Below are 11,239 nucleotides of genomic sequence, written 5' to 3'. Positions count from 1 at the left end.
ACGGCCGGATGAGCGTCGCGCATTGAATCCGCGTCCCTCTTTGTCAACCCGCTCACGTCTCGCTATGGCCGGCTCCCAGCATGCACATCCATCCGCTTATCACCGATACCGCCACGCTGACCGCTCTGTGCGAGCGGCTCGCCCAAAGTCCGTTCGTCGCGGTCGACACCGAATTCATGCGCGAAAACACCTATTGGCCCGAGCTCTGCCTGGTGCAGATCGCGGACACCAACGAGGCCGCCGCGATCGATCCGCTCGCGCCGGACATTGACCTCACCCCCCTGCTCGACCTGCTGGTCGACAACGAGGACGTGTTGAAGGTCGTCCATGCCGGCGGGCAGGATCTCGAAATCGTCCACAACCTCACCCAGCGAACTCCCCACCCGCTGTTCGACACGCAGATCGCGGCGATGGCGCTCGGGATGGGCGAGCAGGTGGGTTATTCCAACCTGGTGGAGAGCATGACCGGGGTGAAGCTCGACAAGGGCGCGCGCTTCACGGACTGGAGCCGCCGTCCGCTCGACAAGCGCCAGATCGATTATGCGATCGGCGACGTCACGCATCTGGTGAAGATCTTCCCGCGCATGCTCGAAAAGCTGCGCAAGACGGGGCGCGGCGCGTGGCTCGACGACGAGATGGAGCGGATCGCGGACCCCGCCAATTACGTCAACGACCCCGATCTCGCCTGGCAGCGGATCAAGGTGTCGAGCCGCAAGGCCGACGTGCTCGGCCGGCTCAAGGCCATTGCCGCCTTCCGCGAGCGCGAGGCGCGGCGCAAGAATTTGCCGCGCGGCCGGCTGGTCAAGGACGAGACGCTGGCGGACATCGCCGCCCACCCGCCGCGCTCGCAAAGCGATCTCGCCAAGGTGCGCGGGCTCGCGGCAAGCTGGGCCGGCAACGAGATCGGCGCGCGGCTGATGGGCGCCCTGGAGGGCGCGACACCGCTGACCGATGCCGAACTGCCGTCGCGCGACGACCGCCGGCCGGGTCTGGGCAAGGACGGGGCGCTGGTCGCCGATCTGCTCAAATTGCTGCTCAAGGTGCGGTCGAAGGAGGCCGACGTCGCGCCGCGCCTGATCGCGCGCACTGACGAGATCGACGCGCTGGCCGCAGGGCAGCGCGATGGCCTGCAGATCCTGCAGGGGTGGCGTTACGACGTGTTCGGTAAGGACGCCTGTGCGCTGATCGAAGGACGGCTGGCCTTCAGTGTGAGAGGCGGCAAGATGGTGATGAACGAGATCAGCTGACCGCCGTCGCCCGCAACGCGGTGATGACGGCGCGCACCGCCGGCGACATCTGACGCTGCTGCGGATAGCAAAGATACATGCCGGGGAATGGCGCCGACCAGCGCTCCAGCAGGCGGACGAGCCGGCCGTCGGCGACATAGGGCGCGACCCATTCTTCGGTATGGAAGGCGATCCCGACGCCCTCGGCCGCCGCGCGGGCCGACAACGCCTTGTCGTTCACGATCAACCCGCCCTCGACCGCCACTTCGAACCAGCGGCCATCCTCGTTAAACTCCCAGCGATAGGGATGATCCTGTCCCGGCCAGCGCCAGCGGATACAGCGATGCGCGGTCAGTTCGCGCGGGTGGCCCGGCGTTCCGTGGCGCGCGAGGTAAGCGGGCGCGGCGACCGCAACCTGCCGCAGCTCCGGCCCCAGCGCCACCGCCACCATGTCGCGCTCGACCACCTCGCCGATCCGGATCGCGATGTCGAACCCGCCCGCCACCATGTCCACGACGGCATCGTCCAGCGTGATATCCAGCACGATATTGGGATAATTCCGCTCAAACTCCGTGAGCATCGGGAGGATGTGGCGATCGGCGACCGAGCGGAAGGCATGGATACGCACCACCCCCGCCGGTTCGCCTCCCTTGCGGCGCAAGGCGGCGATCGCCGCGCCGATGTCCTCGGCGGCGGGCTTAGCCTGGCGAAGCAGTCGCTCGCCGGCTTCCGTCAAGGAGACGCTGCGCGTGGTGCGGTTCAGCAGGCGGATGCCCGCTCTCTCCTCCAGCGCGCGCACCGCCTGGCTCAGCGCGGATGGAGAGACGCCCAGCCGCTCGGCCGCGCGGCTGAAGCTGAGCAGTTCGCCGACTGTCAGGAAGGCGCGAAGCTGCGCGAACTCGGTCACGGCAGGAATTGGGTCCATGCCGATATTTAACCGCTGCTAAACAGTCTTGTCATCCCAACGGGCATTTTCTTGCCGGCCGATCATGCCACATCGAGCGCCAAGGAGACTTGAGATGAAGACATGGCTCATCACCGGCGTTTCACGCGGACTCGGCCGCGCGCTGGCCGACGCCGCGCTCGCGCGCGGCGACACCGTCATCGGTACGGTGCGCTCGGGTACGCCGGAATTCACTGCGCCGACCGACAAGCTCACCCTGCTGCAGCTCGATCTGACGGATGCCGACGCGATTGCGCCTGCCGTCGAAGAGGCGTTTGCGGCGGCAGGCGGTGCGATCGACGTCGTGGTCAACAATGCGGGTTACGGCCTGCTCGGCGCGGTCGAGACGGCGACCGACGAAGAGGTCGCACAGCTGTTCGCGGTCGACGTCTTCGCGCCGTTCCGCGTCATCCGTGCCGCCTTGCCGCACCTGCGCGCACGGCGGAGCGGCCATATCGTCAACATCACCTCGATCGCCGGGCGGGCGCCCGGCCCCGCGTCGGGCCTCTATGCCGCCGCGAAGTTTGCGCTTGAGGGCCTGTCCGCCAGTCTGGCGCAGGAGGTTGCGCCGGCCGGCATCAGGGTTACGGCGGTCGCGCCCGGCGCCTTTCGAACCGACTTCCTCGCCCCTACTTCGATCCGCAAGAGCGCGCCCGAAAGCGCCGATTATGGCGACAGCGTCGGCAAGGCCTCGGCCGCGTTCGACGCGATGGCGGGCAAGCAGTTGGGCGACCCGGCGCGCGCCGCCGACGCGATCCTGAAGCTCGTTGACGATGCCGACCCGCCGCTGAACCTGCTGTTGGGCTCCGACGCGCTTCGCCGCGCCCGGGCGAGGCTGGATACGGTCATCGAGGAGATCGACCGGTGGGAGGAGGTGACGCGCGGCACCGACTTCCCCGACAACGCCTGACGGTCAGCCCGTCACCACCTCGGCCATGCCGCCGAGCGACGCGGCGAGCAGGCGATGGCGGCGTTCGACCGCCTCGCCATAGAGCGCCGCGTCATCGCCCTTCAGGCGCAGCACGACGCGGCCCTCCTGAAACGACAGACGGCTGCTCTCCAGCGGCCCGGGCACGCCGCCCGACAGCCGCTGGCCCAGCCGCATCGCATAGCCCCAGCGCATCGCCTGCGTGGCGGCGTCATATCCGATCAGGCGGTTGATGACGGGCGGCACACCGGTCCCGCCAAAATGCGTGAACAGGGCCTGCCCCACCATCGCCCGGCCGGCCGCGTCGATCGCCACCCAGTTGCCGTGCAATGCCACGTCGAGCCCCCGCTCGGCGCGGAATTCAGGATGCGCCCGCCAGCCCACGTCGGCCAGCAGGCACGCCGCATGCCGCAGCCGCGCCAGCACGGGCGCCTCATCGGCGAAGAGCGGCGCGATCCATCGATCGAGCAGGTCGCCATGCTCCGGAAAGCGCCCCTGACGGGCGCCTTCCTCGCGTGTTGCCTCGATCAGCGGATCGAGCGCGCGGACCTCGGGCGAAAGGCTCCGGTGAAGGAGACCCTCGCGCAGGCCATAGGCCGAGACCACCAGCATTCCCGGCTGGAGCCGCCGCACCAGTCCCGCCAGCAGCAATGCGGCGTGGCTGAGCGCGGGAATGCGCGACGACGAGATGCCGGAAATGCCCTTGATCCGCTTGGGATCGAGCTGAGCCAGCGCGCGAACGAGCCGCTGCGCCTCGCTCGGCGCCATCAGATAATTGTGGACGATCGGCAGCGGATATTCGGTCAGCGTCATGTGGAGCCGCGCGAGCGCGCGCCACGATCCCCCGACCATGTAGAACGGCTTGCCGGCCGCCGTCTCGCGCCAGCCCGCCGCATCGAGCGCCGCGTCGAGCGCGCGATCCACCGCGCGCGCACCCGCCAGCTTCATCGCGGCGACGCGCAGGACGCCGAAGGGCACGGACACGCCCTCCCCGACCGTGCCGTCCCGGACGCGGACCAGCTCCAGGCTGCCGCCGCCGAGGTCGCCGACGATGCCGTCCGCCTCGGGTATCGCCGCAACTACGCCCAGCCCGGCCATCGCGGCCTCGGCCGTGCCGGGCAGCAATTCGACCGGCAGGCCGATCGCGGCAAGGCGGTCGATGAAATTGGGACCATTGGCGGCATCGCGCACCGCGGCGGTCGCCACCGTGCCGAGCCGCGCGACCCCCATATCCTCCGCCAGCCGCTTGAACCGGGCGAGCGCGACGAGCGTGCGGTCAACCGCCTGCGGATCGAGCAGGCCGGTCTTGCCCAGCCCCTGGCCCAGCCCGGCGAGGATCTTCTCGTTGAACAGAATCGACGGGATCCGCCCCTCGCCTTCGTAGATGACGAGCCGGATCGAATTGGAGCCGATGTCGATGATCCCGACGGGACCGGTCGCGGGCAGCGCCTCGCGCTTCTGGAATGGTGCGAGCCGCATGCCGATCGACCTGTAACGTCAAGCCGCTGGCCGACCAAGCCCCGTCACGCGCGTCAGTCGCGCTTGAGCGTGAGCGTCGGCACCGAGCCCGATCGCTTGAGCGCCGCGCCACGGCCCGACAGCGAGGGATTGGTCATGAAGTAGCGATGGAGGTTGAACGGCCGCCGTCCCGGCGCGATCCGCTCATACCGCCCATCGGGCAACAGTCGCCAGCTCTGCTCATCATCGATCAGGTTGGCGACCATGACCTGGTCGAGGATCTGGGCGTGAACGGTGGGGTTTTCGATCGGCATCAGGAACTCCACGCGCCGGTCGAAATTGCGCGGCATCCAGTCGGCGGACGAAATGAACACCTTCGCATTCGGATTGGGCAGCCGGTCGCCGTTGCCGAACGCCATCACGCGGCTATGTTCGAGAAAGCGCCCGACGATCGACTTGACCCGGATATTCTCCGACAGGCCCTCGACCCCCGGCCGCAGGCAGCAGATACCGCGCACGATCAGGTCGATCTGCACCCCCGCCGCGCTCGCGCGGTACAATTTTTCGATCAGTTTCGGATCGACCAGGCTGTTGAGCTTGGCCCAGATCGCCGCCGGTCGGCCGGCGCGGGCATGGTCGATTTCCGCATCGATCCGGTCGCTCAGCGCGTCGCGTAGCCCGAGCGGCGAGAGCGTGAGCATCTCCAGCCCTGCCGGCTCGACGTAGCCGGTAACGTAGTTGAACAGCTGCGCGGCGTCGCGCCCGGCGCGCGGATCAGCGGTGAAAAAGCTCAGGTCGGTGTAGATGCGCGCCGTGATCGGGTGGTAATTGCCGGTCCCGAAGTGGCAGTAGGTGCGGTATGCTTCGCCCTCGCGCCGCACCACCATCGATACCTTGGCGTGCGTTTTCCAGTCGATGAAGCCGTAGACCACCTGCACGCCCGCGCGCTCGAGCTGCGCGGCCCAGTTGATGTTCTGCTCCTCGTCGAATCGCGCCTTCAGCTCGACCACGGCTGTGACCGACTTGCCAGCCTCCGCCGCGTCGATCAGCGCGCGGATCACCGCCGACTGCTTGCCCGCGCGATAGAGCGTCTGCTTGATCGCGACGACGTCGGGATCCGCCACCGCCTGGCGCAGAAAGGCCAGCACCACGTCGAACGTCTCGTAGGGGTGGTGGACGACGATGTCCTTGGCACGGATCGCGGCGAAGCAATCTCCCCCGAATTCGCGGATCCGCTCGGGAAAGCGCGGCGTGAACGGGGGGAATTTGAGATCGGGGCGGTCCTCGTCCACCAGTTCGGCGAGGTCGGCGACGCCCAGCAGCTCCTGCGTGTCGACGATCACGTCCTCCGATCCGCCGATCTCATCCTTGATGATCTCGTCGATCGCGGCGGGCATGTCGGGGCGCGGCTCCAGCCTGATGATGCGCCCGCGCCGGCGCCGCTTGATCGCGGATTTGAAGTAGAGGACCAGATCCTCGGCCTCTTCCTCCACCTCGATATCGCTGTCGCGGATCACGCGGAACGCGCCGTCGCCCAGCACGTCGTAACCGGGGAACAGAATGTCGGTGAAACGCCGGATCAAAGTCTCTATCGTGACGTAGCGGGCTTGCGTGCCCGGCAGGCGGATGAACCGCTTGAGCGTGGCCGGCACCATGACGAGCTCGCGCGTCGGCTCGCCATCCGATTTGCGCCGCAAGTCGAACAGCAGGGTGAAGCCCTTGTTCGGTACGAACGGAAACGGATGCGAGGGGTCGAGCGCCTGCGGCGTCAGCACCGGAAAGATCTGCTCGCGGAAATAATTCTCCGCCCACTCCCCCACATCGCCGACATCGCGGCGGTCGAGGACGCGGATCCCGTTTTCGGCGAGCTGCGCGCGCAGCGTCAGCCACACCTTCTGCTGCACGTCGGTCAGATGGTCGGCGCGCGCGGCGATGGCGCTCAGCTGCTGCGTGGGCGTCAGGCCGTCGGGCGAGCGATCCTCGATCCCCTGAAGCTGCTGCCCCTTGAGCGCGGCCACGCGCACCATGAAGAATTCGTCGAGATTGCTGCCCGAGATCGACAGGAAACGCAGCCGTTCGAGGAGAGGGTGCGCCGGATTGCACGCCTCGTCCAGCACGCGTTCGTTGAACGCGATCCACGATTGTTCGCGGTTGAAATAGCGGTCGCCGGGGGCAATCCGGTCGACATTGCTTTCGACGATCTCCTCGTCATGGGTCGGCGACGCGTTGGGCTGGTCCATCCGGCGGAGCTTACGCGCCGATCCGTGACTCGTCGATGATATCCAGCGCCTGGAGCGCATGGCGCGCCAAGGGCACCGTCAGCCGCTGGCGCTTCTGATAGGCCAGCTCGTCCAGCGCCTCGATCACGCGATGCACGCCCAGATAGGATCGCTCGATCCGGGGCACGAGATAGCGGATCAGCTCCGGCGGCGCGGCGAGGCCGCGATCATGGCACAGCTTCTCCAGCAATTGCCCCACGAGATCGTCGTCCGGCTCCTCGATCCGGACGACCGGGCTGGCCGCTACGCGCGAGCGCAGGTCGGGCAGCACGGGTGACCACAAGGGCGGTGGGCGATCCGCGATGAGAATGAGCGGACGGCGGTGTTCCTGCGCGCGGTTCCAGGCGTGGAAGACACGCTCCTCGTCGGCCTGCTCGGCATCGTCGATCAGTTCGCCGCCCGCCTTGGCGGCGAAGATGCGGCCCAGCAGCGAGCGCCCCGACTTGCGCGGCCCGACCAGGATCGTGGCCATGACCGGCCACAGCGACCAATGTTCGAAATGGCGGACGACCGGCCGGTTGGCGGCGGAGACGAGATAGTCGCTTTCCTGCGCGCCGGCCGGCCAGTCGAGCGGCAGCGCGATCTGACTCACTGCCGCCGCCGGAGACGCAGGCCCCCGCCCGTATCCTCGACCGCGTAGCCGGCGGTGCCGAGCGCGGTGCGGAAATCGTCCGGACTGCCGCTGAACGCGACCCGCATCACCGACACGCCGCCGAGCGCGAAGCTGTCGACGGTCACGCCCTGGACGCCCGGCAGCGCGCGCAGCCCGGCCTGAACCTGCATCAGCGCGGGATCGTCGGGCGTCTCGACCTGAACCAGGAAGGTGGAGGCTGCGCCGGGCAGCGCCGCCGCCGATTCGCCCTCGACCGCCGCCTCTTCGGGCAGATCCGGCAGTTCGGCGGGCAGGACGACCAGCGACGGATCGGACCGCAGCCGGCCGGTGCGGAGCGCGTCTGAATAAATAAGGTCGACCCGCCGCACGCCCTCGTCCAGCATGCGGGGCAGCGCGTCGCCATTGGGTGCGGTGAGGTCGAACCGCGCGATCACCACCGCGTCGGGACCGTGGATCGCCGCGAACCGCCCGCGTACCGGGCCGCCCGGATATTGCCGCGACAACTGCACCGTCGGGATGACCACGTCGGCCGCGCCATATTGGTCGAGGATCGCGCGCCAGGCGCCCCGCCCCGGCCGCCCCGCCTGCGCCGCATTCAGGAGCAGCGGGTCGAGCCCGGTGCCGACCGGCCGGACATAATCGATCGCGCTGCCGCCCGAACGGAAGCGCGCCCACGCTTTTTGCCATGGCGTGCGATGCTCGAAGCTTTGCGGCACGCCGCCCGACCACATCACCGGGATCACCAAGGTCGGCGCCGAGCGGATGTCCGCCCCCTGCACCCCGAGCAGGCGCGCCGAGCGCGCGCGATCGAACAGCACCGCCAGCGTCGCGATGTAGCGGGTGGGGCCGATCTCCTCATTCTCGATCTCGATGCCCGAGACCATGCCGTCGAGCACCGCATCGCCCGGGTTGGGCGCGGCGTCGGGCGAGGCATTATTTACCCGCGCCCACAATTGCCGCCACGCGCGGCGCTGCGCCAGCCGCCAGCCGAAGCTGCGCGCCTGATCGGCGGTGCGGCCCGACACGTCGACCTTGACGCCGCCGACCTCGTAATTGGCCGAACTGTCGATCGGCGGGACGCCGCGATCGCTCCCCTCGAGCTGTGCGACCGCGAGCCCGCCGAGCGCGAGCGTCACGACCGATCCGGCGATCAGGGTAAAGCGGCGGGCAGGCGACACGCGCGCCTTGTGGCGAAAGGCCGATGGATTTCCAAGCGCGATATGGATAGTCGCTCGAAGCAGAATGAGCGACACCCCATATAGCTACGCGCAGGCAGGCGTCTCGATCGCGGCCGGCAACGCGCTGGTCAACGCGATCAAGCCGTTGGTGCGGTCGACCCGCCGGCCCGGCGCCGATGCCGAAATCGGCGGCTTCGGCGGCTTCTTCGATTTGAAGGCGGCAGGTTATGACGACCCGCTGCTCGTTGCTGCCAATGACGGCGTCGGCACCAAGCTCAAGCTCGCGATCGAAAGCGGGCGCCATGACACGGTCGGGATCGATCTGGTCGCGATGTGCGTCAACGACCTGATCGTGCAGGGCGCCGAGCCGCTCTTCTTCCTCGACTATTTCGCCACGGGAAAGCTCGACGCGGGCGTCGCGCAGCAGGTGATCGCGGGCATCGCTTATGGCTGCCGCGTTGCGGGTTGCGCGCTGATCGGCGGCGAGACCGCCGAAATGCCGGGCATGTACGCCGCCGGCGATTACGATCTCGCCGGCTTTGCGGTCGGTGCGGTCGAACGGGCGCACGCCCTGACTGGGCAGGGCGTAGAGGCGGGCGACCTGCTGCTCGGGCTCGCCTCGTCGGGCCTCCACTCGAACGGCTATTCGCTGGTTCGTCGGCTCGCCGCCGACAAGGGCTGGAAGCTCGATCGCCCCGCTCTGTTCGATCAGGATCGCCTGCTGATCGACTGGCTGATGGAGCCCACGCGCATCTACGTCCGCTCGCTGCTACCGCTGGTGCGTGGCGGAAAGATCTGCGCGCTGGCGCACATCACCGGCGGTGGCCTGCTCGAGAATATTCCGCGCGTCCTGCCCGACGGCCTTCATGCCACGGTAGACGCGGATGCGTGGGAACAGCCGCGCATCATGGCGTTCCTCCAGGCGCAGGGCGCGATCGAACCCGACGAGATGGCGCGCACCTTCAACTGCGGCATCGGCATGGTCGTGGTGGTGCGGCCCGAGGCGGCGGATGAGTTGACCGCCGCGCTGGTGGCCGCCGGCGAGCGGGTGGTGCCGATCGGCAGGATCGACGCGGGCGAGCGCGGCTGCACGGTGCGTGGCGCGCACGGCACGTGGAGCGCGAAGGCCGATTGGTCCGCGACGCATGCCGGCTGACCGAAAGGCGCGCGTCGGCATCCTCATTTCGGGTCGCGGCTCGAACATGGCGGCGCTGATCGATGCGGCGGGGCGCGAGGACTGTCCCTATGAGGTCGCGATCGTCATCTCGAATGTCCCCGATGCGCCGGGGCTCGCTTATGCGGCCGACCGCGGCATTCCGACCTTTGCGCTCAGCCACAAGGGCGTGAAGCGCGCCGAATTCGACCTGCTGGTCGACGGCGCGCTCCGCGACGCCCGAATCGAGTATGTGGCGTTGGCAGGCTATATGCGCCTGCTCTCGCCCGGGTTCGTCGACCGCTGGGCCGGGCGGATGGTCAACATCCATCCTTCGCTTCTCCCCGCTTACAAGGGGCTCGACACGCATCAGCGCGCGCTTGACGCCGGGGAGACGCGGCACGGCTGCACCGTCCATCTCGTCACGGCGGAACTGGACGATGGCCCGATCCTCGCCCAGGCGGAGGTGCCGATCCTTCCCGGCGACGACTCGGCGACGCTCGCGAACCGCGTGCTCGTCGAGGAGCACCGGCTGTACCCGGCGGCGCTGGCGGCGCTGATCCGGCGGACAGACGCCGTTCAGCCGCCCGCCGCCATCATTACGCCCGGGCAGGAGTGAGGACCACGCATGAGCGAAACGCCGCAGGATCGCGCTGAAACCGCCCGCGTGCGACGCCGCTGGCTGTCGCTGGGCGAGACCGTGGCGATCGTGGCGGTGACGATCTCGGCGCTGACCTTCTGGAACAGCTGGAGCGAGCGGACGCATGGCGAGGCCGAAAAGGCCGCCGAGGCCGCGCAGTCGCAACGGCGCGCAACCACCCTTTTGCTCGCTGCCACGCCCGACAAGAACGGGCGGCGGCTGTCACTCGTGCCCCGCGCCGAATCACAGGCGATCCAGAGCCAGACAGTCTATTTTCCTGGCGCGCTCGGCCTGAAGCCCGCCGAAACGAGCGGCGACGCGCGAATCGAGCGCGGCTGGTTCGACGAGGCGTTGGTCGACGCGCGCCGCGCGGCCGGGATCAAGGATGGCCCGGGCGATTCGCGCCTGCCCATCCTGATCGAGACGCGCTACGTCGCGGACGGCGAACCCTTGGTCGACCGGACCATCTACGAAGTGGGCTATGCCACCGACCATGGCCTGATCGGCGGCACGAGCATCATCCTGCGCGGCCTCGCGCGCGCCGGAACGGCGAAGACGGTAGAAACGGGCCAAAAGCGCGTCGATGCCCTCTGGCAGTCGAGCCTGAAGCAGCGCTAGGCGCCGCCTTACGGCCTCTCCGCCGGCAATAACGGCCACAGGTCGATCCGCAGCGCCGGCTCCGTCACCACATGGCGCAGCCAGCCCGGAAACATGAGCGCGCGCCCGGGCGCGAGACGTTCGCGCTGCTCATAATCCCACGGCACGCCGCCCACTCCTTCGCGGAATCGACGATGCGGGTCCTCGATAGCGATCCATGGCAG

At 68.6% G+C, this 11,239-nt stretch carries 11 protein-coding genes; 5 read left to right on the top strand and 6 right to left on the bottom strand.

What is annotated here, in order from left to right; translation table 11 throughout:
- Window positions 1-80 precede the first annotated feature (80 nt).
- A complete protein-coding gene (gene rnd, locus ACOJSF_RS03775; protein ID WP_420140891.1) occupies window positions 81-1,247 on the top strand; it encodes a ribonuclease D in 1,167 nt (388 codons plus the stop codon).
- On the opposite strand, the gene ACOJSF_RS03770 is transcribed toward rnd, so the two are convergent.
- Window positions 1,240-2,133 carry a LysR family transcriptional regulator gene (locus ACOJSF_RS03770; protein WP_420140890.1) on the bottom strand — a complete coding sequence of 298 codons (894 nt, stop codon included), beginning with the start codon at window positions 2,131-2,133 and terminating at the stop codon, window positions 1,240-1,242. The two genes, rnd and ACOJSF_RS03770, sit on opposite strands and share 8 nt — an antisense overlap.
- A 112-nt stretch (window positions 2,134-2,245) precedes the next feature.
- Between ACOJSF_RS03770 and ACOJSF_RS03765 the strand changes: the two genes are divergently transcribed.
- On the top strand, window positions 2,246-3,079 hold the full coding sequence (locus ACOJSF_RS03765) for an oxidoreductase (RefSeq protein ID WP_420140889.1): 834 nt from the start codon (window positions 2,246-2,248) through the stop codon (window positions 3,077-3,079).
- Window positions 3,080-3,082: 3 nt separating this feature from the next.
- Here the strand turns inward: ACOJSF_RS03765 and ACOJSF_RS03760 are convergent, their stop codons facing one another.
- From ACOJSF_RS03760 to ACOJSF_RS03745, 4 genes are read right to left on the bottom strand one after another with little or no spacing between them, the layout of a single operon-like run.
- Window positions 3,083-4,576: a Ppx/GppA family phosphatase gene (locus ACOJSF_RS03760; protein ID WP_420140888.1), complete on the bottom strand. Its 1,494-nt coding sequence runs from the start codon at window positions 4,574-4,576 to the stop codon at window positions 3,083-3,085.
- Between the two features lie 53 nt (window positions 4,577-4,629).
- The gene (locus ACOJSF_RS03755; RefSeq protein WP_420140887.1) at window positions 4,630-6,795 is read right to left on the bottom strand and encodes an RNA degradosome polyphosphate kinase; all 2,166 of its coding nucleotides are present in this window, start codon (window positions 6,793-6,795) and stop codon (window positions 4,630-4,632) included.
- A 10-nt stretch (window positions 6,796-6,805) separates the two neighbouring features.
- Window positions 6,806-7,426, bottom strand: a complete 621-nt coding sequence (locus ACOJSF_RS03750) for an HdaA/DnaA family protein (protein ID WP_420140886.1) — start codon at window positions 7,424-7,426, stop codon at window positions 6,806-6,808.
- Entirely contained in the window at window positions 7,423-8,625 is a 1,203-nt protein-coding gene (locus ACOJSF_RS03745) for a heavy-metal-associated domain-containing protein (RefSeq protein WP_420140885.1), read from the bottom strand. The genes ACOJSF_RS03750 and ACOJSF_RS03745 overlap by 4 nt, the downstream gene beginning before the upstream one ends.
- Before the next feature lie 64 nt (window positions 8,626-8,689).
- Here ACOJSF_RS03745 and purM point away from each other — a divergent pair, with 64 nt between their 5' ends.
- The 3 genes from purM to ACOJSF_RS03730 are packed head-to-tail and all read left to right on the top strand — an operon-like array spanning window position 8,690 to window position 11,036.
- On the top strand, window positions 8,690-9,781 hold the full coding sequence (gene purM / locus ACOJSF_RS03740) for a phosphoribosylformylglycinamidine cyclo-ligase (RefSeq protein WP_420140884.1): 1,092 nt from the start codon (window positions 8,690-8,692) through the stop codon (window positions 9,779-9,781).
- On the top strand, window positions 9,771-10,397 hold the full coding sequence (gene purN / locus ACOJSF_RS03735; RefSeq protein ID WP_420140883.1) for a phosphoribosylglycinamide formyltransferase: 627 nt from the start codon (window positions 9,771-9,773) through the stop codon (window positions 10,395-10,397). Before purM ends, purN begins: the two co-directional genes overlap by 11 nt.
- Window positions 10,398-10,406: 9 nt before the next feature.
- Complete coding sequence (locus tag ACOJSF_RS03730) at window positions 10,407-11,036, top strand: hypothetical protein (protein WP_420140882.1); 630 nt, start codon at window positions 10,407-10,409, stop codon at window positions 11,034-11,036.
- Between the two features lie 8 nt (window positions 11,037-11,044).
- Here the strand turns inward: ACOJSF_RS03730 and ACOJSF_RS03725 are convergent.
- The coding region (locus ACOJSF_RS03725) for a hypothetical protein (protein ID WP_420140881.1) at window positions 11,045-11,239 on the bottom strand (195 nt) is incomplete at its 5' end.

This window comes from Sphingomonas sp. (genome assembly GCF_048594985.1).
Lineage (GTDB): Bacteria > Pseudomonadota > Alphaproteobacteria > Sphingomonadales > Sphingomonadaceae > Sphingomonas_I.
This window is presented reverse-complemented; position numbering and strand designations above follow the sequence as displayed.

Coding starts and splice junctions, on each gene's coding strand:
- rnd (WP_420140891.1), top strand. CDS start 81: ATGCACATCCATCCGCTTATCACCGATACCGCCACGCTGACCGCTCTG.
- ACOJSF_RS03765 (WP_420140889.1), top strand. CDS start 2,246: ATGAAGACATGGCTCATCACCGGCGTTTCACGCGGACTCGGCCGCGCG.
- ACOJSF_RS03760 (WP_420140888.1), bottom strand. CDS start 4,576: ATGCGGCTCGCACCATTCCAGAAGCGCGAGGCGCTGCCCGCGACCGGT.
- ACOJSF_RS03755 (WP_420140887.1), bottom strand. CDS start 6,795: ATGGACCAGCCCAACGCGTCGCCGACCCATGACGAGGAGATCGTCGAA.
- purM (WP_420140884.1), top strand. CDS start 8,690: ATGAGCGACACCCCATATAGCTACGCGCAGGCAGGCGTCTCGATCGCG.
- purN (WP_420140883.1), top strand. CDS start 9,771: ATGCCGGCTGACCGAAAGGCGCGCGTCGGCATCCTCATTTCGGGTCGC.
- ACOJSF_RS03730 (WP_420140882.1), top strand. CDS start 10,407: ATGAGCGAAACGCCGCAGGATCGCGCTGAAACCGCCCGCGTGCGACGC.